The organism is Streptosporangium sp. NPDC020072 (assembly GCF_040631445.1).
GTDB lineage: Bacteria > Actinomycetota > Actinomycetes > Streptosporangiales > Streptosporangiaceae > Streptosporangium.
This window is the reverse complement of record NZ_JBEYAB010000018.1, coordinates 164,360-188,559: the sequence shown is the minus strand read 5'-3', so window position 1 is coordinate 188,559 and position 24,200 is coordinate 164,360. Positions and strand designations below refer to the sequence as shown.

Sequence of the window (24,200 nt, the reverse complement as noted above, 5' to 3'; positions counted from 1 at the left end):
TTGTGCGGCGGCTGTCACCAGGGACTTCGTCCTCTGCCGTCATTCGGCTGCCGGGCGTCCCGGCGGGGACCGTTACGGGGTTCCGCCGGGTGCCTCCGTCGCCTGCAGGAAGCGCACAACGGCGATCACCCGCCGGTGGTCGGTGTCGGCCGGGGCCAGCCCGAGCTTGGTGAAGACGTTGTTGACGTGCTTCGCTATCGCGCTCTCGCTGACCGTGAGCGCGGCGGCGATCCCGGAGTTGGACCTGCCCTGCGCCATCTGCCCGAGCACCTCCAGCTCGCGTGGCGTCAGTGTCTTCAGCGGGTCGCGGTTGCGGCGGCGCGCGAGCACCTGGGAGACCACCTCGGGGTCGAGGACCGCTCCGCCCTCCGCGACCTGCCGTACGGCCTGCACGAACCCGTTGATGTCGACGATCCGGTCCTTGAGCAGGTAACCGATGCCCGCCATGTCCCCGGACAGCAGGTCGGTGGCGTAGCGTTCCTCCACGACCTGGGACAGCACCAGCAGCGCGAGCCCGGGCCGCTCCCTGCGAAGGGTGAGCGCGGCCCGCAGTCCCTCGGTGGTGTGGGTAGGCGGCATCCGCACATCGATGATCACCAGGTCGGGTGACGACCGCTCGACCGCCTCCATCAGCTGGTGCGCGTCACCGACCGCCGCGACGACCTCGATCCCGCCGGCCTCAAGTATCCGGGTGATGCCCTCCCGCAGCAGTACGGAGTCCTCGGCGATTGCCACGCGCACGGTTTCTCCCCACATCACGCTGCGCCAGCAGTACACGAGCCGACCCACTCTAACGCGCCACGGCCTCCTCCATCAGATCATGATCCGCAAGTTGTCCCTCCCGCACGGGGAAAGTGATCTGTCGCTCCTGTACCGGTCGCAGTACGCTGAGACCCGCATCCGGCATCCAGGCACTGTCCGGCACACAAGGCGTTCGACGCTCGCGTCCTTCGACGGTCGCGGGCAGGAGGAATCCGTGCACGTGACTCGTGAACGACGGGGATCGCGCCCGCTCTGGCTGGCCGTCGGCGGGACCGTGTTCGCCTTCACCGTCCTGGCGTGCGTGGTGACCCTGCTGTCCTGGCTCGGCAGGCAGTCGGAGACGCAACGGCAGGAGTATCGCCGGCCGGCCCGGCTGCAGATCGACGTGGCCGACACGCAGGTCGTCCTGCACGCGTCCTACTCCGGCACCGTGGAGGTCGAGCGGTGGCTGGCGTGGTCCTCCGGCAAGCCCGTCGCCGACGAGGTGTGGCAGGGCGACACGCTGCGGCTGAGCCTGGACTGCCCGTCCACGCCGCACCTGCCCGGGTGCTCGACGGCCTACCACATCTGGGTGCCCGCAGACCTCTCCCTGGCGGTGACCACGTCGTCGGGGGAGGTGAGGCTGGAGAACCTGAGCGGCATGATCCGGGTCGACACGGACTCGGGCAACGTGGAGGGCATCGGTCTCGGGGCCGCCGACGTCACCGTGACCGGCGGATCCGGCGATCTGCGACTGGGCTTCACCGGGGTTCCCCGTCACGTCGTGGCGCGGATGTCCTACGGCGACGTCACGATCGGGCTGCCCAGGGGGCGCGCCTACAACGTGCGTGCCACGGCCGTCGAGGGAAACAGGAACATCGGGGTCCGCCAGGATCCCGGTGCGCCGACCACGATCGAGGCGAGTACCGCCTATGCCGACGTCACCGTCAGGAACGCCTCCGATGTCCCCTGAGCAGGACCGTGGCGAGAACGCCACCTTCGAACGCCACGGTCTCGCGAGCCTGTCACGCGCGGTTCTGCGGGCACCTCTGACGGCCAGGACCTGGATGGCGGTACTGCACCTGGCGGCGGGGCTGCCCGTCGGGCTGCTCGGCTTCTTCGTCCTCGGTGTGCTCTGCGTGCTCACCATGAGCCTGTCGCTGTCCATCGTGCTGGCGGTGCTGGCGGTTGTGGCGCAGGCCGCGCTGCTGGCATGCGTCCGCGCCTGCAGCACGATCCAGCGTTCCCGGTTCACCGCGCTGCTCGGGGTGGACATCCCGTTCACGCGGCGGCCCGTCGCCGGAGGCTGGTTCGGCCGGGTGATGAGCGAGGCGCGCAGGGAGTCGACCTGGCGGCAGCTCTGCTACCACCTGATCGCCCCGCTGATCGGCGGTGTCGGTTTCGCCGCGACGGCCGTGACCGCGGCGGCCGCGCTGACCTTCACCACGGCGCCGCTGTGGGCCTGGTTCGCCGAGAGCGGGTTCGGCTGGCACCTCGGCGAACCGCTCACCCTGCTCGGGCTGACGGCGGGAGGGGCGGCCGCGCTCTTCGCCGCGCCCTGGGTCGCCCGCGCGGCCGTCGCCATCGACGTGAGCGCCGCGATGGCGCTGCTGGGCAGCGCGCGGGAGAAGGAGTTGGTGGAGAGCAGGGCGGGGCTGCTGGCGGCGATCGAGGCCGAACGCCGCAGGATCGAGCGGGACCTGCACGACGGCACCCAGCAGAGGCTGACCGCGATGGCCGTGAAGCTGGCCATCGCCGGGCAGACACTGACCGACCTTCCCGAACCGGCGCTGCGCGCGATCAACGAGGCGCAGGAGGAGGCCACGCAGGCGCTGGCCGAACTGCGTGACCTCATCCGCGGCCTGCATCCGGCGGTATTGGACGACCTCGGCCTCAACGCGGCGCTGTCCGGTGTGGTCGGCCGCTCACCCATCCCGGTCGAGCTCACCGTCGACCTGCCCGGCCGGTTACCGCCGCCCATCGAGTCGATCGCGTACTTCGTGGTGTCGGAGGCCCTGACGAACGTGTCCAAGCATTCGGGAGCCGACAGGGTAGAGGTGGCCGTCAACAAGCACGGTGACTGGCTACATGTGCGCATCGCCGACAACGGGCGCGGGGGTGCCGTCGTGGGCACCGGCAGTGGGCTGCGTGGGCTCGGCCAGCGGGTCGCGTCCGCGGACGGGGCGTTCGCCATCGACAGCCCGGCAGGGGCGGGAACGACGATCAAGGTCGATCTGCCGTGCGAGGTTTCTTACTGAACAATAACTATTACTGACTTGCGCGACATGGGCTTGTAATTCATGGCAAACTACCCAAAGTGGGTCGAGATATGGAGGCATGGCACACAAACGGGGTAAACGCTTCGACTGTGGGGGCACAGAATGGCGTTGATCAGTCCTGCTCAAAATCTGCGGTTTCATCTGCTCGGACCGATAGAGGTATGCGATGAATCGGGTCCCGTCAAGCTCAGCGCGTCGAAGATGCGGACGCTCCTGGCCACGCTTTTACTGGCGAGGTCGCGAATAGTCTCAGACTCGCGAATCGCGGCGATGCTGTGGGGAGAGCATCCACCCGCGACCTCGGAGGCGCAGATTCAGATCTATGTGTCAAGGCTCCGTCAGAAGCTTGGCATTCAGATTATGCGCCAGCGGCCTGGATACATTCTTGAGGCCGACCCCGCCCGGGTCGACCTGATGGAGTTCGAGCGACTGGCCAAAGAAGGCAGAAGGCTTCTCGACGTCGGCGTGCCGCACGAGGCGGCCGCCGCCCTGACCCGGGCACTCGCCCTCTGGCGGGGCCCCGCGCTGGCCGGTGCGACCGACCTCCTGACCAACGCGGAACGCCCACAGCTCGAAGAGGCCAGGCTCGCCACACTGGAGGACCGGATCGACGCCGATCTGGCCGCCGGCAGGCACGCCGAGCTGAGCTCCGAGCTGACCGGTCTCGTCGCGCTCAACCCGTGGCGGGAGCGCCTGCGCGGCCAGCTCATGCTCGCCCTGTACCGGAGCGGCCGACAGGCCGAGGCGATGACCTCCTACCAGGAGCTCCGGCGGCTGCTCGCCGACGACCTGTCCATCGACCCCAGCAACGACCTGCAGGAACTGTTCATGCGGGTGCTGGCCGCCGACCCCGCCCTCAACCCGCCGCCCGCCGCAGACGAGGCCTCCGCACGCCCGGCCGTCGTCACCGCGGTGCGTCCCGCCCAGCTGCCGCCGGACGTCGCGGACTTCACGGGCCGTTCCCACGAGATCACCTACCTGTCCACGATCCTGCAGCGGTGCGGGTCGAACTCGTCGATCACCGGATGCGTCATCAGCGGGATGGCCGGGGTCGGCAAGACCGCGCTCGCCGTACACGTCGCGCACCTGTGCCAGGACAGCTATCCGGACGGCCAGCTCTACGTCGACCTGCGCGGACTCTCCTCGCCCGCGGTCACTCCGTTCGACGCGCTCGGCGGCATGCTCCAGTCCCTCGGCGTGGACGGCGCCGCGATCCCGCCGAACCTCGACGAACGGGTGAAGCTCTACCGCAGCAGGCTGATCCGCCAGCGGGTGCTCGTGGTGCTGGACAACGCCTTCAGTGAGGAACAGGTCCGTCCGCTGCTGCCCACCGGCCGTGGGTGCGGGGTCCTGGTGACGGGACGGGCGCGGCTGGCGGCCCTTGAGGGTGTGCCGCTGCTCGACCTGGTCGTGCTGGACCCCTGCGAGGCGATGACCATGCTCGGCCGCATCGTCGGCGAGGACCGCATGAGGTCCGAGCTGGAGAAGGCCAGCCGGATCGTCGAGCTGTGCGGTTACCTGCCGCTGAGCATCAGGATCGCCGGCGCCCGGCTGGCGACCAAACCCCACTGGAAGCTGGCCCAGCTGGCCAGGCTGCTCGACGTCCAGCATCGCCGCCTGGACGAGCTGCGGATAGCCGACACGAACGTCAGGGCCAGCCTGCTCCAGAGTTACCAGGGCCTCTCCTCTCCGGTCAGACGCGCCTTCCACCTCCTGGCGCTGCCCGACGTGTCGCACTTCGCGCTGTGGACGGCCGCGGTCGTCCTCGATGCGAAGGTGGCCGAGGCACGGAGCCTGGTCGAACAGCTGGTCGACGCCAGGCTGCTCGACAGCGTCCCGACCTCCGGGGAGATGTCGGCCCAGTACCACTTCCACGACCTGGTCCGCGCGTTCGCCCTGGAGCGCGCCGCGATGGAGGAACCCCCGCGTGAGCGGCGTGCCGCACTCACCCGGGTCACGGGTGTGTCCCCCTGGCCGAACTGGGTCGGAGTTCCCTGTACCTAATGCCACCAAAAGTCGGGCACTGCCTTCCGTGACCGGGCACTCGTCTGTTGCGAGCCTGGTCACATGATTGCTCGGCTAGGAAGTTTCTGTTTCCGGTTCCGCTGGTGGACGCTGGTCCTCTGGCTGCTCGTCGTGGGTGTGGGTTTCGGCTCGGTGGGGCCGCTGTTCGCTTCCCTGGCGGCGAACCGGGCACCGCAGGGCACCGAGTCCGATGTGGCGCTTCAGACACTGGCCGACGGACGGGACCGGGGCGGTCAGCTCGTGGCACTGCTGGACGGCGTCGACCCCGGCACCTCGCGGGCCGGGGAGGTCGTTCGGCGGGCCTCCGACGACATCCGCGGCCTCGCCGGTGTCAGGGAGGTGGGAAAGCCGCTCATCGCCCCCGACGGCCGTGGCATGGCCATCACCGTCACCCTGGAGAAGATGGACTACCAGCGGGGCGACCCCCTGATGGACAAGGCGGCCGAACGCCTGCGGGCCATGACGAAGGAGCTGCCGGGGGCGAAGGTCGGCATCGGTGGCCAGGACATGATCGACAGGGGCACCGACGAGACCTCCCAGGCCGATCTGAACTGGGCCGAGATGCTGGCGTTGCCGCTCACGCTGGTGGTGCTGGTCTTCGTGTTCGGCGGCGTCGCCGCGGCGATGCTGCCCGTGCTCGGCGCGGTGGTCACCATCTTCGGGGCGTTCGCCGGTGTGCTGGCCTTCACCTCCTTCATCGCGATGGACACCACCGTCATCAGCGTGGTCACGCTGATGGGCCTCGGCCTGTCCATCGACTACGGCCTGCTGCTGGTGGCCAGGTACCGGCAGGAACTGGCCGACGGTCACGTGCCGGCCGAGGCGGTCAGACGGACCTGGGCCACGGCAGGCCGGACCATCGTCTTCAGCGGCCTGACGGTCATCGCCACCCTGAGCGGTCTGCTGGTCTTCGACGTTCCCCGGCTCCAGACCCTCAGCGTCGCGGGCTTGACCTCCACCCTGATCGCGCTGCTGGCCGCGCTGACGCTGACGGGCGCGCTGATCGGCCTCCTCGGCAGGCGGATCAAGCCGGCGAAGGCCAAGCCCGCTGACGGCGCCGAGCGAGGGCTCTTCGCCAGGCTCGGCCACTTCACACAGCGCAGGCCCGCCCTGGTCATCCTGGGTGCCCTGACGGTCCTGCTGGCCGCCGCCGCCCCCCTGCTCACCGTCAGGGTGGCCCAGCCCAACCTGGCCGGTCTGCCCCGCAGCATGGAGGCGGTGCGGGTCGCCGACGAGCTGGCCGACCGCTACAAGCAGAGTGTGAACCCGTCGGTCATGGTGGTCTCCCGCGCCGACAAGGCGACCCTCACCGAGTGGGCGGCCAAGTGGCGCGGGGATCCCGCCGTGTCCGCCGTCCGGCCGGTCGTGACGGAGGGACCGGGACTGACTTCCGTGGTCGTCGACACGCGCGCGGACTCGCAGAGCGAGGCGGCGCAGGACCTGGTACGGCGGATCCGCGCGGACCGGCCGCCGGGGGCCGAGTCGTGGGTCGCGGGTGAGGCCGCCGTACTGATCGACCTGGTCCGCGAGACCCTCGACGACCTGCCGCAGGCCGTCCTCATCCTGGTCGGGTCGGTGCTCCTGCTGCTGTTCCTGATGACCGGATCGCTGCTGATCCCCCTGAGCGCGCTGGTGATGACCCTGTTGTCGCTGGCGGCCACCTTCGGGGTGATGACCCTGCTGTTCCAGCACGGCGTGCTGGCCGATCCGCTGAACACGCTGACCCTGCCGGGACTGAGCCCGTACGTGTTCCTCGTGGTCTTCGTCTTCGCGTTCGCCTTCTCCACGGACTACGAGGTGTTCCTGCTGGGCCGGATCAAGGAGAACGTCGACGACGGCCTGGACAACGACACCGCGGTACGGCGCGGCCTGCAGGTCAACGGCCGCGTCATCACCTGCGCCGCGCTGCTGATGCTGATCGTGTTCGCCAGCTTCGGCACCGCCGAGCTCAGCGACATCGAGCAGCTGGGAATCGGCCTGTTCGTCGCGGTGCTCATCGACGCCACCGTGGTCCGATGCCTGCTCGTGCCGGCGGTGATGACCCTGTTCGGCTCGGCCAACTGGTGGGCTCCCCGCCCGCTGCGCCGGTTCCACGCCCGTTTCGGCCTGCGTGAGACCGAGGCCCTCGCCCCGAGGCCCGAAGATCTTCACCGGTCGCCGGTCCGGAGGTGAGGACACGCCACCGTGCGCCGGCACCCCGGAGCGGTCGCCGGCGCACGGTGGCGTGACAAGGATCCGGGTCCGAGTCCGTCACGACGTTCGTTGAGAGGTTTGTCCTGCTCCGACCCGGGCAAGCCGCTCAGAGAGCCTCGGCGTTCTCCCAGGTCAGGGCAGAAACTTGGATACTCATCATTCGAGGACTTCCCGTGACGGACGTGACACCACATAGGACCGGCTTCTTCACCGACACGAGCATCTGTATCGGCTGCAAGGCCTGTGAGGTGGCCTGCAAGGAGTGGAACGACGTGCCCGACGACGGGTTCGTCTTCAGGGCGACCTCCTACGACAACACCGGCAGCCTGGGCGCCGACACCTGGCGTCATGTGGCGTTCATCGAACGTCCTCGCCCGGCCTCTGAGGACGGTGACGGTGACGGCCTTGAGGGCTGGCTGATGTCGTCCGACGTGTGCAAGCACTGCACGCACGCCGCCTGCCTGGACGTCTGCCCGACCGGGGCGCTGTTCCGCACCGAGTTCGAGACGGTCGTCGTGCAGGCGGACGTGTGCAACGGCTGCGGCTACTGCGTGCCCGCCTGCCCGTACGGTGTGATCGCCCGGCGCGAACCCGACGGCAGGGCCTTCAAGTGCACGATGTGCTACGACCGCCAGCTCGGCGGCCTGGAACCCGCCTGCGCCAAGGCCTGCCCGACCGACTCCATCCAGTTCGGGCCGCTCGACGAGCTACGGGCCAGGGCCGAGGAACGCGTGAGGAGCCTGCACGAGCAGGGCAGGACGGAGGCCCGCCTGTACGGTGCCAGCCCCGACGACGGTGTCGGCGGTGACGGCGCCTTCTTCCTGCTGCTCGACGAGCCCGAGGTGTACGGCCTGCCACCGGACCCGGTGGTCACGACGAGGGACCTTCCGCAGATGTGGCGGTGGGCGGCGGGCGCCGCGCTTTCCCTCACCGGCGTCGTCGCCCTGTCCTTCCTGGGCGCCTGCGCAGGCCGGGGCCTCCAGGGCCGGGGCCCCTCGGACCGAGGGCTCCTGAGCCGGGGCCTCCCGGGCCGGAGTCTCCTGGCGTGGGGCTCCCTGGAGCGGGGGAGGGGCAGGTGAGGCGCGGGGAGGAGCCGATGGTGCCCGAGGCCGGGTTCCGGTCCTACTACGGGCAGCCCATCATCAAAGCCCCTGTCTGGCACGAACCGCACATGCCGGTCTACCTGTACCTCGGCGGCCTGTCCGGCGCCGCCGCCACGATGGCCGCCGTCGCCGGGCTCGCGGGAACCCCCAGGCTCGCCCTCACCGCCAGGGTGACCGCCGCGCTCGGCGCCGCCGCGGGCGCCGGGTTCCTGGTCGCCGAGCTGGGCAGGCCGGAGCGCTTCCTCAACATGCTGCGCGTGTTCAAGCCGACCTCCCCGATGAGCATGGGCTCGTGGATCCTGGCCGCGCACAGCGGGGCGACCGGGCTGGCCGCCGCCTCCGCGCTGGCCCCCCTGCTGCCCGCCCGGCGGACCCCCGCCTTTCTACGCGCCCCCGCCGTCGCGGCCGTACTGCCCGTCGCGGGCGACGCCTCCGCCGCCGCCGCGGTGATCACCGGCCCGCTGATGGCGACCTACACCGCCGTCCTGCTCGCCGACACCGCCGTACCCGCCTGGCACGAGGCGCGTAAGGAACTGCCGTTCCTGTTCGCCGGGAGCGCGCTGGCCAGCGCGGGAGCCGCGGGCATGCTGACCACCCCGAGGGCGGCCGCGGCCCCGGCCAGGGCCATGGGCGCACTCGGGGCCGCCGTCGAGACGGCCGCGGGCGCGCTGATGGAGCGGCGGCTCGGGCTGGTCGGCGAGCCGTACCGGACGGGGGAGGCGGGGCGCAGGATGCGCGTGGCCCGCGCCCTGACGGTCGGCGGCGGGCTGCTGGCCGTCGTGGCGGGACGCAGCCGTGTCCTGACCGCGCTGTCCGGCGCCGCCCTCACCGCGGGCGCGCTGTACACCCGTTTCGGCCTGCTCGCGGCGGGCCGGGCCTCGGCCGCCGACCCCAGGTACACCGTCGTCCCCCAGCGCCTGCGCCTGGAGGCGGGCCAGGCGGCCTCGGTCCCCGCCGGTTCCTGAGCCCGTTCGGATCCGTGGGGTCGAAGCCGGGCGGGTCCTCTGATTCCCTGAGACCTGCACGCCTTCGGGTGCCGGGAGACCCGGAACCGTCCGCGTGCTCAGCGCAGCCGTACGGCCGTGCCGTCGAAGACCGTCAGCTCACCGACGACCGGCGCGCCCGGCACCTCCCCGGCGACGAGCAGGCCGCCGGAGGTCTGGGCGTCGGCCAGCAGCAGCACGTCCTCCTCGTCCAGGCCTCCGGGGTCCAGGTGCGGTTCCACCCACGCCAGGTTGCGGCGGGTGCCACCGCTGACGTAACCGTCCCGCACCGCCTGACGCGCCCCCTCCAGGTACGGCACCGCCGCCGCGTCGATCACGGCCGTCACACCGCTCGCCCTGGCCAGCTTGTACAGGTGCCCCAGCAGGCCGAAGCCGGTCACGTCGGTCGCGCATTCGACGCCCGCGGCGAGCGCCGCCCGTGAGGCGTCCCGGTTGAGCGTCGTCATCGCCGCGACGGCCTGCGGGAAGACCTCACCGGTCGCCTTGTGCCTGCTGTTGAGCACGCCCACCCCGAGCGGCTTGGTCAGCGACAGCGGCAGGCCCGGCCGTCCGGCGTCGATGCGCAGCAGCCGCGCGGGGTCGGCCAGGCCGGTGACGGCCATGCCGTACTTGGGCTCCGGGTCGTCCACGCTGTGGCCGCCCGCCACGTGGCAGCCCGCCGCCCGTGCCACGTCCAGGCCGCCGCGCAGGACCTCCTTGGCCAGGTCCATCGGCAGCACGTCCCTGGGCCAGCACAGCAGGTTGACGGCCACCAGCGGGTCTCCGCCGACCGCGTAGACGTCCGACAGAGCGTTGGTCGCGGCGATTCGCCCCCAGTCGTAGGGGTCGTCGACCACGGGGGTGAAGAAGTCGGCGGTCGCCACGACCGCCCGGCCGCCCTCGACGCGGACCACGGCGGCGTCGTCGCCGTCGTCGAGCCCGATGAGCAGGTCGTCCGGCCGGTCGCCGGACAGCAGCCCGGCGACCACGGCCTCAAGCTCGCCTGGCGGGATCTTGCAGGCGCAGCCGCCTCCGTGGGCGTACCCCGTAAGCCGGGGCCTGCCCGTGTCCGATGTCTCCGCTCCCGTTTCCGGGAGGATGCCGGGTCCCGCTGCCATCTACGTCTCCTCCGGTCGGCCGCCGACGGTCGCGAGGGGACACCGTGAACCTTCATGACCCTTCGTGTCCGCTCGCCTCCCGGCGGTCCTACCCGTCCGCGGGTATGTTCTCCCTTGGAGGCGTCTGGGTGCCTGGTGGACCCCCCGGTCTTCAAAACCGGTGAGGCCGAGGTTCTCGGCCTGGCGGGTTCGATTCCCGTCCGCCTCCGCTCCTCCGTCCCGGCCCCGTCTGGCCGCTCGTACCTTTTGCGCGTACGCTATGACCAAATGACCAAAGGAGTCATAGCTTTGGCAATCGCGTTCACCACCGAGGAGAAGGCACGTATCACCCGCGTGCTGCTCGACGCCGGTGAGGAGCTGTTCACCACGCAAGGCCTGAGGAAGACCTCGCTGGAGGAGCTCGTCGCCCCGGCGGGCATCGCCAAGGGCAGCTTCTACTCCTTCTTCGACTCCAAGGAGTCGCTGTACCTGGAGATCATGCTCCGTCGCGCCCCGACGGTGGCCGCCCGCATCTCGGCGGCCCTCGACGACCCGCCGGGAGAGGAGGGCCTGGTCGCCGTCATGCGCGCCATCACCGGCGTGCTCACCGGAGACCCCCTCTACCGGCGGCTCCTCACCCGGCCGGACGAACTGGAGACGGTGACCCGGCGTGTCGGCCCCGAGCAGATCGCCCGCGTCGCCCCACAGGTCGTCACGCCGCTGCTCGACTACCTGGCCGCGGGACAGCGCTCGGGTGTCGTGGTCGCGGACATTCCGCCGGAGACGCTCGTCGGAGTGATCCGCGGCGTCGGTCTCATCGTTCTCAACCGCGACCGGTTCGGCCCCGCCTACGAGGCGGTGCTCGAAGCCACCATCAGGACTCTGGCAAGGGGAATGCTGACATGAGCGTTCTGGACAAATACGCGAACATGGCCGGAATGACCGACGAGGCGTGGAAGCGTCACGCCAATCCGTGGAGCGTCTGGACCCGGTTCGCCGCCATGCCGCTGGCGATCGCGGCGATCTGGAGCCGTACCTGGATCGGCTGGTGGTCGCTGGCGCCGCTGGCGCTGGTCGTCCTGTGGCTGTGGGCCAACCCGCACGTCTTCCCGCCGATCACCAGGCCGATCGCCTGGTCCTCCATGGGCATCTACGGCGAACGCCTGTGGATGCGGGACCGCTCCCGCACGCCCTCTGGGTTCGCGGTCGCCCAGCGGGTCTGGACCGTCGGCGGCCTCGCCGGACTCGCCCTGCTGGTGTGGGGGCTGATCGCCCTGGAGATCTGGCCGACCGTGTTCGGCCTGGCCCTCATCGTGTACGGCCAGCTCTGGCGCATCGACCGGCTGGGCGTCCTCTACAACCAGACGCGCCCCTCCGAGGCGGGCGAGGCCACGGGAACCGCGTAGCCGACGTTCGCCGGGAGATCGGACGGTCAACGGGCCGATCTCCCGGCGGCGGACCGGTTTGGCGCCGGTCGTGAGTTCTGGCGTGGCCGGGTCTACCGAGCCGGGGGCGACGCGGGCGGGGTTTCGCCGGTCACGCCGTGGTTGCGCCGGTCCCTCGTCACGACGCCTTGCGGCTCAGGGTTCCGACGAGGGTGCGGATGTAGGCGCCGGAGGCGGTCCTGGACTGGTAGTGGTAGGTGGCGCTGGTGACGGTGGTGTTGCCCGCGGCGCATCGGGGGTTGAGCAGGGTGGCGGTCCCGCCGGGGCGGGGGGCGTCGCCGGAGCTGGGGGCTACGGTCCAGGTGTAGCCGCGCTTGGAGGCGGTGCCGGTGCCGGCGAAGGCCTTCGGCTGTCCGGCGTAGATGTCGTCGACGTTGCCGCCGATGACCGCCAGGCCCCCCTTGGGCAGCAGGGGAACCACGCCGCCGGGCACGACGGAGACCCGGCGCTTGACGGAGGTACCGCTGTTGCCGTTCCAGAACGTGGCCCGCGCCGAGCCGGAGAAGCCCGAGGTGAGGGCGGCCGAACGCCAGTCGGCCTGGTGGCCACCACAGCCGGGGCCCTCACCGGCCGCCTGGGCGGTACTGAAGGGCGCCTTCGTGACGGCGGGAAGGACGGCGGCCTGGGCGGGCGATATGAGAGCGGGCGTACCGGCCAGTGCGACGAGGGCGGTGGCCAGCGACAGAACAGACAGATGGCGCATAGGAAGCTCCTTTGAACGGACGTGCCCCCAGCCGCCGGGATGCGGTGTCGTGGGGGCGACGGCAACCTATCGCCACGGAAGGTAGTCGCGTGATTACGGTAGAGAAATGGCCGGTTCAGGTCACCCGTCAAGGTCGGGCCCCCGATCGTGGTGCTCGCGTGCATCGCTCGCTATGGCGGTCGGGCCAAAGAGCTTTCTCGCGTCGGACGGTCCCGTCGTGGTGTCCGGAGCGGTTCTCTCTTTGCGGAAGATGAAGGACACGGGATGGCGGTCTGGTCAACCCGGTGGGCCGCCTTGACGCCGGGGGTGCCAAGGGTTCGCGATCGCTGATCAGTGAGACTTGTCTGGCAGGTTTGCTGCGGGGCCGACGCTCGGGGGTTGCCGTCGTTGTGGCGTTCAATCTCAGGCGTCCGGGGATCTAGTCCTGACCCCGCAGTCGACTAATCCACATATCCTCTCTTTTCTGGGTTGACCGTCAGGGACGATATGACATCGTTGATTATTGAAATATTTACCCAGTAGTCTTTTTTGCAGTTAACGCACTCTGCGTACCCCTCTCCTTCGTAGTCGCCATCGGGTGGACGGGAGGATGGGGAGCGAGAGCCCTTGAAACCCCATGTCAGCAGATCTCCGACGCGATAGGTTCGAAACTCGAAAAGTCCGAACCTGAACTCGACTTCCGCAGGTCCGAAGAATCCGCATCGTGGGCACTTTAGTTGAGTTGAGATCAGGTTGTAGCCGCTCACGGCATTACCCTTATCATTGGGACGCCGCCCGGAATTCTGGCGGTTTTTGTCACAAAATTAAATAAACGGCGCTCCATTGTTACGGCTGTCATTCCGCTGGCCGCGGCGAAGCCAGCCAGGCTGGCGTCTCCTCGTCCCTGTGCTCCGACGACTGCAGAAAATGCCTCGCTGAACTCCGGTGTCGATGACCACTGCCTTGCCTGAGTGCCGGAAATCGTTTGAATATTATTCGCGGCCAGAAAGCGTCGGCGAGCGTTCAGTCCGTTGGCCACATTGAGGAACTCATTCCTCTGGTTTGGTGTGATGTAGACTTTGGGGGCGTCTGATATTGCTTTCATGGCGCCCTCATGTCCTTTCATTGCGTTAACCAGTAGATCGTTGTCTGCGATAATGCCACCGCAGTTGTGAACCAGGACCGATGCGCCACCGGCAAGCACATAGTACGTGTGGACGTCGGCGACGGTCAGGTCGTAGACGGTGGGGTGGGTTTGCCCAAAGGTCGCGGTGAGGACGTTTACGGTTCTGCCGGTGGCCGTCCGAAGGCGGTCGCCCCTCGCCAGCCGGTCGGCGCGGACCCAGGTTTGGGTGGTCTCGTCCCAGAACAGGTGGTGTTCGGTGGCGGTGACGGTGCCCGTGGCGTTTCCTCGGGCGCCGTCGGTGTCCACGGTGATCTGGACGAGGCCGAGGTAGGAGAGGCCGGAGAAGGCGGTCAGGACGGTTTTGGCCTCTGTTCTGCCCGTTCTCGGGTCGGTGGCGAGGACCTTGTCGCCTGCCTTGATCTTCTCGATGGCCTTTGAGGTTCCGTCGGCCAGTTTGACCAGGGTGCCCGCGACGAAGCTGTTGCAGGGCGAACCGCCTCCGGGCTCCGCCTTGCCACGAGGACGGGCCGCGCCGGCCGGTGAGTCGGCGTTTCTGGCCGCCGCGCCGCCGCCGCGGCCGAGGGCGTCCCTGACCTTGCCCGACGCCTTGCTCGCCGCCTCCGCGACGACCCTGCCCGTCGCGGTGGTGGCGAGCTTGCCGAGGACCAGGCCGGCCCCCTTGCCCAGGCCGTACCCCGCGACCTCCGTGATGGCGCCGACCGCCGCGGCCTTGAACGCGCCGCCGACGCTCCACTCGTCGCGTGGCGTCGAGACGAGGTGGCCCGCCAGACCTCCTGCCGCGCCGCCCGCGGCGACGCAGCCGATGCTGCCCGCGCCCCCTGTGGCGACCTCGCATCCGGCCGTGACGACGACCGTGACCGTGACGTTGACGATGGTCGCCTTGTGCTTGTTCCAGAAGTGCTTCGTCTTGCAGCCGAAGCTCCAGCGACCGCAGTGCGGCGGGTTGCTCGGCGGGGGCGGCGGGGTGTACCAGACGTAGATGCCGCCACCGCTGCCACCCGGGTTCTTGATGGGGGTGACGCGGCAGGACGGGCAGGGCTGCGCGCCGCCGTCGTACATCAGGCCCGTGGGGTCGGAGCCGGTGACCGGGTTGTTGTCGGCGTAGGCGTAGCCGTTCCAGCTCTGCGGGTCCGAGACGTCGAAGACCGGGTCGACCGAGATGAACCGGCCTGTCTCCGCGTCGTACTCGCGGGCGCCGAGGTGGGTCAGGGCCGTGGCCTCGTCGACGACGCCGCCGACGTAGCCCCGCTGGCCCGGCCAGAACGGCGGCGGGGTGCCGCGTTGCTGCCCGAAGGGGGTGAAGCGGCGGCGGCTCGTCGCCTGGGTCTCCGTGTCGTCGACCGAGACGTCGGCGCTGTCGTGGTGGTCCGCGCCGAGCCAGGTCACACCCCCGCTGGTACGGGTGGCGATGGTCTTGCCCGCGTAGGTGTAGTAGCGGGTGGCGCTCTTGGCTCCGGTGGCGGTGTCGAGCCGGATCTCCATGCCGGCGACGTACAGCGTGGCCGACGTCGGGTCACGGCGGATGAGCCGTTCGCCGTTGGCGTCGTAGACGTAGGTGCTGACGCCGGAGGGGTCGGTCGACCTGGCCAGGTGGCCCTCGACGTCCCACTCCAGCAGGCGGCCCGAGCCGCGTTCGGTGGTGTTGCCCGCCTTGTCGTAGGCGTAGGTGTCGATCTGGCCGTCACGGGTGCCGCCCCGGTACTCGACGGAGGTCAGCGTGTGCGGCTGGGGCCTGCCCGGCCCGGCGTAGGTGTAGGTCTTGGTGACGTCACCCGCCGTCCGGTGGTCGACCTCCTTGGTCCGGTTGCCCACCGGGTCGTAGGTGAAGGACTGCCAGTACGGCGACGGCCCGCCCAGGACACTCGGGGAGGGACCGGCGGCGCAGTCACCGGTCGAGGTCCAGGCCTCGGTCAGGCGTCGCAGGTGGTCCTGCCGGAAGCACTGGATGTCGGCCTGCCGGCCGGACGGCGTGTCCGCGATCCTGGTGACGTTGCCCGACGGGTCGTAGGTGTAGTTGGCGTCCGTGACCGAGATCGGGGCTGTCTCGCGCTCGTAGAGGGAGCGGGTGAGCCGGTTGGTGCCCTCCTCGTAGAAGTTGGTCCGCTTGAGCCGCTTCAGGCCCGTGCTCAGCGTCATGTCGAGGACCTGGCCGAGCTTGGAGTAGGTCGTCGAGGTGACGTAGGGGGTCAGGCCCCGCATCGTGGTCGGGTTGCCGAGGTCGTCGTAGTCGAACAGCATCGTCTCGCCGAGCAGGCCCCCGGCGGCGGGAAGCACGACACGGTGGACGGTGCCGTCGGCGTTGTAGTCGGTGGCGGTCTTGTACGTGCCGGCCAGCCCGCCCTCGGCGGCGGGGACGACGGTCTGGGCCCCGGTGGCCCGGTAGGCGGTGTCGTAGCCGGTCACGGAGCTGGTGTAGGCGTCCGTCGCCCCGGTGGTGGCGTTCCTCACGTAGCGGGTCGAGGAGACCGGCTGGCCCTTCACCTCGGTGCCGTCGGCGAGCCTGTCGAACGTCCACTCGGCGAGCTTGACGCCGCTCGCGGACGTCCCCTCGTACTCGGCGGTCTTACGGCCCAGCGCGTCGTAGGTGAAGAACAGGCTCTTGCCGCGCGCGTCGGTGACCGTCTTGAGCCAGTCGGACCTGTCGTCGTAGGCGAGCTTCGCGGTGCCCTTGTCGGGGTCGTCGACCTGGACCAGCCTGCCCCGCAGGTCGTAGTGGTAGCCCCAGGCGTTGCCCGCCGTGTCGGTGATGGTGGCGGGCTGCCCGGCACGTGTGTAGGTGTACTTCGTGGCGTCGTAGTCGCCGGTCGGGGAGTCACCCCTGTACTGCCGGACCTCGACCGTCTCACCCTGCGCGTTGACGATCGTGGTGACCGGGGTCGAGCCCGGCGGCGGGTCGACGCTGGTCCGGTCGCCGCCGTAGGTCGTGGTGGTGCGCCACTGCTCGGCGCCGCGTTTGCGGAAGATCCGCGCGGTCGGCCACTCCATGCCGTTGTAGACCGTGACGTTCTGGCCGGGGACGTCGTCGTCGCTGGCCGGGACCCACAGCGTGCCGCCGGGATCGCCCTCGGTGTAGTAGTCGTCGTTGGTCTTGTAGACCAGGCCGCGTGTGTCGTACAGCGTGTCGTTGATCAGCCGTCCGCCGCCGGGGGCGGGCTGCTGGGTCTGCCGCGCGCGTAACAGGCCGTCGTAGAGCGCGTAACCGGTGGTGTAGGTGGTTCCGTCGTCGCGCAGCGTCGAGGTCGAGACGGTGGTCGGCCCGTCGGTGCGGATCTGGTAGCCGAACCTCATGTTCGGCGTCGAGGCGTACGTCGCCCTGGCGTGGCCGGGCAGCCACACCCCGGTCAGCCTGCCCAGCGGATCGTAGGCCAGTTCGGCGCGTCTGCCGTTGGCGTCGCTGGTCGCGACGGGAAGTCCCCAGGCGGGTTCGACCTCGGTCCTGGTGACGTGGCCGAGCGCGTTGGTCTCCTGCTTGGCCGTGACCGGCCCGGCGGCCGGGGTGTAGGCCGTCCTGGTCGTGGTGCCGTTGGCGTCGGTGACCACCAGCGGACGGCCGTAGACGTCGTAGGTGGTCGAGCCCACGGTGGCGTACCGCGGGCCGCCGTCCCACGAGCCGAGCTTCTCGGTCTTGGTGACGTCACCCCTGGACGGCGCCTCGCCGAAGGCCTTGCCGTCGTAGTACTTGCGGACGTCGGAGACCACGTCGCCGGGACGCTCGGGGGTGACGGCGCACGCCTTGGTCACCGTCTCCACCCTGACGGCGTAGGAGACCAGCCACCGGGCGGCGTCGCGGGCGTAGGTCGTGCGGACGCACTGGTCGTCGTCACCGGCGGCGTCGTCGCCGAGGTCGTCGACCTGGACGGGCAGGCCGTCGGCGTTGTACTCGGTGTCGGTCGTCGTGCGCCGCCACCCGCCGGAGGCCAGCGCGGTACGGGAACGTTCGCTGTCGCCGCGCACCATGTTCGCCGTGGTGGTTCCCCAGGACCGGACCCGTTTGGCGGTCTGTCTGACCCAGTAGCCGTTGATCGCGCCCGTCATGGCGGCGCCGGAGGGGCCGTCGTGGTGAATCTCCTCGCGGACCTGGCCCTGCAGATGTTCGGCGTCGGTGACGGCCGTGCCCTCGGAGTCGGTGACCTTGACGTGGCGGGTGCCGCCACCGGACAGTTCGTCGCCGTCCATCCCGCGGAAGTAGGTGAACTCAGCCTTGGAACGCTGTTCACCGGGGGCTCCGCGCAGCACGCGCACCTTGCCGTAGCCGCGCCACTGGGACCAGGTCTTGTACTTCTCCTTGGTCAGTCCGTCGTCGTCATCGTGGTGCCAGGCGCCGCCGCCCAGGTACTCGTAGGTCTCCAGCACGTCCGGAGAGCCGCCGGTGCGGTCGATCTGCTGGACCTGGGTGACCACGTACTTGTGGAACCAGTCGAGCTTGGGTGAGATGGCGCCCTCGGGAGACCAGTACTGCGGATAGCAGCGGCGGGTGTTGGAGTCCGGTTCGGGGGTGTCGCCCGCTCGGCAGTCCTCGTCCGAATAGGTGATGGACAGGGCGCCGCCGGTCTCGTTGTCGATCGCGGAGATCCGCCACTTGGTGAGCGGAGGCCGGCCCTCCAGGGCGTCGACCCGGTTGGGTCGCTGCACCCCCGCGAACCTCACCTGCGGCAGGGACGCCGTCCCGCCGACCTTCCCGGTGTGCCGGATCCCGGCCAGCCACAGCGCCGCGGCCGTTCCGTCGCCCGGGGCGCGCATCTCCTGGTCGAGGGCCCAGCTGTCGACGTCCCTGTACGAGCCGCCGGACAGCACCTGCGCGGTGACGGCGGCGAGCCGCTTACGTGTCCAGAAGGTCGGCGAGTACTGGTCGAGGCACTTGTCGCCGGAGTCGCAGTTCTGGTCGTAGGGGACGTCCGGCCAGTGCTTGGCGTTGTCCTTGGTGAGCTTGCTCTCCGCGCAGTCGAAGCTCGACGTCGCGACGCACCGCTCCGCGACGTCGAAGACGACCCTGGCCGGGGCCGAGGAGGTGAAGATCGCGTCGGAGCGCTGCCCGTAGTCGATCCGCTTGAGGTAGCCGCCCCGGTCGTAGACGGTCGGGGTGCCGTTCGGGACGCCGTTGGTCAGGGTGGTGACGTCACGGCGGTAGTGGTTGGTCTCCCGGCCGTACCAGAAGGTGCTGACCGTGCCGTGCGGGTCCACGACGTAGTCGAGGTTCCACCGCCACGCCTGCCGGCACCAGGAGTCGGAGAAGGAGGCCTTGTGGCACGGCTCCCCATCGTCGTCGCCGAACACCGGGACCGTCCATGTCGACTCGGTCTCCGCCCTGCCGCTCGCCCAGCCGGGCAGGTGGTCACGGCCGAAGTAGTACTGCGTGCCGTCGGGGGTGGTGACCCGCCAGTACTCGCCGTCGTCGCCGGTGCCGCCCTCGTCACCGTTGTCCGCGCCGGTGAGCCTCTCGACCTTGGAGCCGTCGTCCTCCTTGGGCTGCCAGGTGCCGGTCGCGTCGTCCAGGACCAGTTCGGTGGCCTGGCCGTTCAGGGAGAGGGTGGCGTTGTGGTTGCCCCAGCACTGGTCGTTGCGTTTGGGCTTCACGTCGTCGTCGGCGCACTGCTTGTACCTGCGCTCGACGAAGCCGGGCCAGTAGTCGAAGCCCTCGCCGATCCAGGAGGTCTGGTTGTTGGAGGCGACCGTCCGGCCGTCGATGCTTCCCGAGGAGTAGACGAACCCGATGTTGGGCGTCGGCCCGCCGGGGGTCGGTGGCAGGCGCAGCGGATAGGACCAGGAGAACGCGCCGCTCTGGTTGCTGACGCTCCAGGTCGCCGACGGCGACAGCGAGGTGGCCTCGTAGGTGCCCGCGGGCCCCGAGGGCGTCGCCTCGGCCGTCAGCGTCACGGTGGCGCCGGTGGCGAAGCCGACGTCGGCGGACAGCCGGCCGGTCCTGACGTCGTTGCGGGTGGGCAGCGGTTTCCGGGTCTGGCACGACGGCAGGTCGGGGGTGGTGGCCGCGCAGGGAGGCAGCTGGACCAGCCGTAGCCGGGAGGCCCAGTCGCCGCCGAAGGCGTACCGGAAGCCCGAGTAGTCCACCTCGACCGGTACCCGCACCGGGGCGGACGGCGCGGTCCCGGGCGTCAGCTGGACGCCGAGCCCGTCGATCCGCGACCTGTCCGCGGCGCGCGCGTCCAGCACCCGTACCCGGACGGTGGGCGGGCCGCCCCCGGCCAGGGCCCTGCCGTCCCCGCCGGGTACGGGGACGGCAGGGCCCAGCCGGATCGGCGACCGTCCGGCCCGCGCCAGGGTGGGCGCGGCCTTGGCCGTACCGTCCGCCGGGGCCGGGAGCTCGACCACCGCCGTGCCAGGGCTGGGCCAGGACACCGCGGGCGGCTCCTTGAGGTCGTAGCGGGCCCCCGGGTCCGTCACGGGCCCACGTGCCCTGACCTCATGGCCCCGTACGGCGTGCTGCTCCTGGGCCCTGTGCCACCCCGGGTCGCCGCCGCTCGCCTGAGCCGGGGCCGGGGCCGGGCCGATCAACGCGGCCTGCAGTACGACCGCCAGGATTCCGGCGACCGGAATCAGGCCTCGCCTTGAACCGAACACGCTTTCCTCCAGGGGGTGCCGGCTAGTCGCCGATGGGGAGGTTCGACGCGATGTCGATGACCTGGCGGTCGGTCAGGGTGCCGGTGTAGGCGCGGACGTCGTCCACCTCACCGCCGAGGAAGTCGACGGACACGCCCAGATACCTGGACCGGCCGATCTGCAGGGCGCCCGCGGCCCAGGCGCCGGTGGAGGGACGCTGGTCGGCGAGCTGGCCGTTGACGTAGAGGCGGATCTGCTTGGCGGGCTCGTCGTACACCCCGGCCAGGTGCGTCCAGGTGTTGAGCGCCGAGCAGTCGACGGGCTCGGCCGACACGGCGTGCGTCCAGATGGCGGTGTCGGTGTTGTTGCCGGTCGTCGAGAACGCCCAGCGGGGCACCTTGACGCCGTTCTCGGTGTAGAGCCGGTAGCCGAGGTAGAAGGCGCTGTTCCTGGGACCGTCCTGGGCGAGGGCGGTCATGACGCGGCTGGGAAGCACGCAGGAGTCGTCACCCGCCAGGCGCACCCACGCCGCCACCGCGTAACTGTGGTCGGTCCTGATCGGCGCCGACGAAGTGGCCGCGTAGGCGGTGGTGCCGTTGAGACTGAGCGCGCCGCCGCCGTCGAAGCCGTCCCCTGACCAGGTGGCGCCACCGCCGAGCGTCGCGGGCCAGCGGCTGTCGGTGGTGTTGACCGCCGTGGTGCCCGTGCTCTCCTCGAACTTCCACCAGCCGCGCTGGACGGGCGGCTGCTTGGCCATGGCGGCGATCTCGTCGCCGAGGCCGGGGTCGTTGACCGTGCGCGGGTCGTCGGACAACTCCCGCTTCCAGATCTTCACGTCGTCGATGTCACCGGCGAAGTTCTCGATGTACGTGCTGTGCCACCTCACCCGTCCCAGTTGCAGTGGGCCGGTCGCGTCCCAGGGCGCGTGGGGGAAGGCGGCGGGTGCCGACTGGAGAACGCCGTTGACGTACAGCCGCAGCTGGCGGCGTGGCGCGTCGTACACGCCCACCAGGTGTGTCCAGATGCCGGTTGTCGCCTCGGTGTCGCTGAGCGCCTTCGAGATGGTCTCGGTCTCGCTGTCGGTGCTGTACTTGCTGAAGACCCAGCGCTTGGAATAGGAGGCGTAGTAGAGCTGGAAGCCCGAGGCGACGTCGGCGGCCTGACTGACGACGGTGGAGTTCTTACTCCCGTTGGCCAGCAGGACCCAGGCGGACACGCTCATGCTCCTGTCGGTGTGCACCACCGGGCCGGTCGTGCTGCCGTATCCGGTGCTGCCGTCCAGCCGGATTCCGCCGCCCACCCGGGCCGCGGTCCAGGTGGCGCCCCCGGTCAGCGTCAGGGGGTGTGTCGTCGCCCCGGAGTCGGCCGCCGTGGTCCCCGAGGTCTCGTCCAGCCGCCAGTGCCCCTCGGGGCCGAACCCGGCGTTGACGTAGAAGCCGTAGACGGCCGGGGTCTTGCCGACGTTGCCCGCCCGGTCGACGGGATAGACGTACAGGGCGTTCAGCCAGTCGTGCCGGGGAGCCAGCCGTACGTTCACCGAGGTCTGCCCGGCGGGGATCGCCACCTGGGTGGCGGCCGTGGCCAGGGCGGGGTCGTCGAGCGCCCACCGGAAGGCCGTCACGTCAGTCTCGCCGTCGCCGGGGGACAGGGTGAAGGCGCCCGCCCAGCCCACGCTGCCCTGCCAGGCGTCGGGGGTGTCGGCCGGGTAGTCGAGGGAGGTCACCTTGGGCAGGGTGGCGGGGTCGACGGTGTCCACCGTGAACTCACACCACTTGCTCCACGCGCTGGAGTCGGTGCCGTCGTAGGCCTTCACCTTGTAGGAGTAACTCTGCCCGGTGACGAGCCCGGTCAGCTTCACCGAGTGGTCGGTCGCCGAGGTGGTGTACTTGTAGGCGGTCTTGCCTCCACCGGGCAGGGTCGAGGTGATGTCGTCCCACTGGCCGGTGGCCGTGTTGTAGTGGTGCATGACGAACTCGGCCCGCACGCCGTCGCCGGCCTTGTCGGGGTCGTAGATCTTGGCCTTCAGCTGGAGCGGGTTCGCCGCGTCACCGGCGTTGACCGACGGCCGGGAGGCCCCGACGACGCAGGGTGTCGCCGGATAGGTGCCGATGCCCGAGGGCGCCGCGGGCGGGGTGTTGTAGTCGATGACGAGCTTCGGCGCGCCGCTGAAGCCCTTCCACCCCCATACGCCGCTGCTGGTGTCGTTGGAGTCCTTCAGCCCGAACGTCGTGTTCACCCAGCCGGACTTGGCGGCCATGACGATCGCGCGGGTCACGTCGAACTCGATGCCCTTGTCCGGGCAGGAGGAGCTGTAACCGGCGTCGGAGGCGACGCTGCCCAGGTGGTCGCTCCAGCCCGGCTGGCGGCTCCAGGTCGTCGAGGTGGAGATGCCGTCGGTGCGCCAGAGCTGTACGGCCTGCGGGCTGGAGGTGCAGCCCCAGGACTTGACCTGCGTGATGCGGAAGGTGGCCTTGAGGATGTGCTTGCCGTTGACGTTGTCGGAGTCCATCCGGAAGAACGACCGTTTGAGCCCGCTGCCGTAATTACCGGCCTCCGGCATGTGGCTGGAGTTCCAGTACTCCTGGGAGGGATAGGCCTTGTCGACATACGTCCAGGCCAGCTTGGAGCCCGACCACTGCGGGTCGAGGTAGACCGGATAGGTCGTGTCGGGGGAGGTCAGCAGGGCCCTGTCCGGGGTGATCGCGACACGGTCCCCGGCCACCTCGACACCCATGAGAGCCTGCCTGCTCGCACGCCGTGGCCCGGCCTGAAGCCCCGTCCCGGTTCCCGAGGAGTCCCACATGCGCGGGGCCGGGGCGTGGAACACCTCGGCTCCCGTCCCGGTGACGGCGCTCAGGCCACCGGTCTCGGTCTTACGCACCGTCAGCCCGGTCGCGCGCGTGCCGAAGGCCAGCCGGTTCAGCGCGGGGTTGGCGGCGGCCTGCCTGGTCTTGACCACGAGCACCTCGGAGAAGCCGAGCACCGACGCGGTCACCTTCAGGTCCACGCCGGGCATCACCTCGGCGTAGGTCGCGGTGTCCCCTTCCAGTACCGGTTTCGGCAGGCTCGCGGGCCAGGTCATCGCCACCGAGCGCCCGCCCTCGCCGATGACGGCCAGTGGGGCCGTCCCGCCGCCGGAGAAGGTCAGGTCCAGCGGCGTCGCCACGGTTCGCACGCTCCCGTCCTGGGCGAGGACGAGAGTCGTGTCGACGTCGGCCCAGCCGCCGCCCCGCCGTACCCGTTCGGGCAGCGCCGCGGTCTCCGAGGTGAACGATCCGTCGGGGTTGGCGAACACCTGGCGGTTCTCCGTGCGCAGGGCCGAGACCTCGACCCGCTCCTTGTCGTGCCGCGCCCGCTGCGAGGCCGCCTGTTCCGTAGGCGCTGTCGGCGCCTTCAGGGCCGACGCCGCGGTGCTTCCGGTCGCCGGGGCGCCGAAGGTCACGAATGCACCGGCCGGCAGCGCCATGACCATGGCGATGACCGCTCCGCGGGGGAAAAACCGCACCCAGGCCTCCACAAAATCTGCGTAACCACGTTTTCACGGAGTGTTCGCCTGTTCCGTCGCACGCACATCACGGAACAGGCGAACCGATAGTCCAAACCGGTGCCGCTTCACGGCGCCGGCGACCGGCTGGAGATCCGGCCCGCGGGCCGAAGAAGGCGTCGCCGTACGGCCTCATCGTCCGCCTCATCGTCCGCCGAGGGGTTGAATCCTCTCGAATTTCAGCGGGGCCGCTCGGGGCGCCACCGGGAAGGCGAAACGCGACGGAGGCTTCACCCGCCGGGAAAATATCTGGAATGGGATGTCCTCCCAGTTCACATCGGTCGCCAGGGTGTCTCGCCGGGTTTCCCTCTCTCCTCTTTCCCGGATGCGCGGGTACCGGGGTCCGTCCAGTGTTCACCGGGCCTCAGCCGGTCGATTCCGAGGTTTTGGAGCGGGATTCCGTGAC

General features: G+C 70.1%; 13 protein-coding genes, 1 tRNA gene and 1 pseudogene. 10 read left to right on the top strand and 5 right to left on the bottom strand.

The window, feature by feature from the left end; all coding sequences use genetic code 11:
- Positions 1-72: 72 nt before the first annotated feature.
- A complete protein-coding gene (locus ABZ470_RS35925; protein ID WP_352012699.1) occupies positions 73-741 on the bottom strand; it encodes a response regulator transcription factor in 669 nt (222 codons plus the stop codon).
- A 235-nt stretch (positions 742-976) separates the two neighbouring features.
- Here ABZ470_RS35925 and ABZ470_RS35920 point away from each other — a divergent pair, with 235 nt between their 5' ends.
- The 7 genes and pseudogenes from ABZ470_RS35920 (at position 977) to nrfD (ending at position 9,306) form a co-directional block, all read left to right on the top strand.
- A complete protein-coding gene (locus tag ABZ470_RS35920) occupies positions 977-1,714 on the top strand; it encodes a DUF4097 family beta strand repeat-containing protein (RefSeq protein ID WP_362917082.1) in 738 nt (245 codons plus the stop codon).
- Entirely contained in the window at positions 1,704-2,999 is a 1,296-nt protein-coding gene (locus tag ABZ470_RS35915; RefSeq protein WP_362917080.1) for a histidine kinase, read from the top strand. The genes ABZ470_RS35920 and ABZ470_RS35915 overlap by 11 nt, the downstream gene beginning before the upstream one ends.
- A gap of 123 nt (positions 3,000-3,122) precedes the next feature.
- Positions 3,123-3,362 (top strand): annotated as a pseudogene (locus ABZ470_RS35910) (winged helix-turn-helix domain-containing protein); the annotation flags it as partial.
- Between the two features lie 18 nt (positions 3,363-3,380).
- Positions 3,381-5,024 (top strand): BTAD domain-containing putative transcriptional regulator, encoded by a 1,644-nt coding sequence (locus ABZ470_RS35905; RefSeq protein WP_362917098.1) that lies wholly within the window; start codon positions 3,381-3,383, stop codon positions 5,022-5,024.
- Between the two features lie 63 nt (positions 5,025-5,087).
- Positions 5,088-7,217, top strand: coding sequence for an MMPL family transporter (locus ABZ470_RS35900; RefSeq protein ID WP_362917078.1), 2,130 nt, complete (start codon positions 5,088-5,090; stop codon positions 7,215-7,217).
- Between the two features lie 194 nt (positions 7,218-7,411).
- Positions 7,412-8,317: a 4Fe-4S dicluster domain-containing protein gene (locus ABZ470_RS35895; RefSeq protein ID WP_362917076.1), complete on the top strand. Its 906-nt coding sequence runs from the start codon at positions 7,412-7,414 to the stop codon at positions 8,315-8,317.
- On the top strand, positions 8,314-9,306 hold the full coding sequence (gene nrfD / locus ABZ470_RS35890) for an NrfD/PsrC family molybdoenzyme membrane anchor subunit (protein ID WP_362917074.1): 993 nt from the start codon (positions 8,314-8,316) through the stop codon (positions 9,304-9,306). Before ABZ470_RS35895 ends, nrfD begins: the two co-directional genes overlap by 4 nt.
- A 98-nt stretch (positions 9,307-9,404) precedes the next feature.
- Here nrfD and selD read toward each other — a convergent pair whose 3' ends face one another.
- On the bottom strand, positions 9,405-10,442 hold the full coding sequence (gene selD / locus ABZ470_RS35885) for a selenide, water dikinase SelD (RefSeq protein WP_362917072.1): 1,038 nt from the start codon (positions 10,440-10,442) through the stop codon (positions 9,405-9,407).
- 116 nt (positions 10,443-10,558) lie between these two features.
- Between selD and ABZ470_RS35880 the strand changes: the two genes are divergently transcribed.
- The 3 genes from ABZ470_RS35880 to ABZ470_RS35870 all read left to right on the top strand — a co-directional run bounded on the left by ABZ470_RS35880 (position 10,559) and on the right by ABZ470_RS35870 (position 11,827).
- Positions 10,559-10,651: transfer RNA gene (locus ABZ470_RS35880), tRNA-Sec, on the top strand.
- 79 nt (positions 10,652-10,730) lie between these two features.
- Positions 10,731-11,327 carry a TetR/AcrR family transcriptional regulator gene (locus tag ABZ470_RS35875; RefSeq protein WP_362917070.1) on the top strand — a complete coding sequence of 199 codons (597 nt, stop codon included), beginning with the start codon at positions 10,731-10,733 and terminating at the stop codon, positions 11,325-11,327.
- Positions 11,324-11,827: a DUF6653 family protein gene (locus ABZ470_RS35870; protein ID WP_362917068.1), complete on the top strand. Its 504-nt coding sequence runs from the start codon at positions 11,324-11,326 to the stop codon at positions 11,825-11,827. The genes ABZ470_RS35875 and ABZ470_RS35870 overlap by 4 nt, the downstream gene beginning before the upstream one ends.
- A gap of 157 nt (positions 11,828-11,984) precedes the next feature.
- Here ABZ470_RS35870 and ABZ470_RS35865 read toward each other — a convergent pair whose 3' ends face one another.
- The 3 genes from ABZ470_RS35865 to ABZ470_RS35855 all read right to left on the bottom strand — a co-directional run bounded on the left by ABZ470_RS35865 (position 11,985) and on the right by ABZ470_RS35855 (position 23,755).
- Positions 11,985-12,569, bottom strand: a complete 585-nt coding sequence (locus tag ABZ470_RS35865; protein WP_362917066.1) for a hypothetical protein — start codon at positions 12,567-12,569, stop codon at positions 11,985-11,987.
- Positions 12,570-13,311: 742 nt separating this feature from the next.
- A complete protein-coding gene (locus ABZ470_RS35860; RefSeq protein WP_362917064.1) occupies positions 13,312-20,271 on the bottom strand; it encodes a polymorphic toxin-type HINT domain-containing protein in 6,960 nt (2,319 codons plus the stop codon).
- A 22-nt stretch (positions 20,272-20,293) separates the two neighbouring features.
- Positions 20,294-23,755, bottom strand: a complete 3,462-nt coding sequence (locus tag ABZ470_RS35855) for a LamG-like jellyroll fold domain-containing protein (RefSeq protein ID WP_362917062.1) — start codon at positions 23,753-23,755, stop codon at positions 20,294-20,296.
- Positions 23,756-24,200 lie beyond the last annotated feature (445 nt).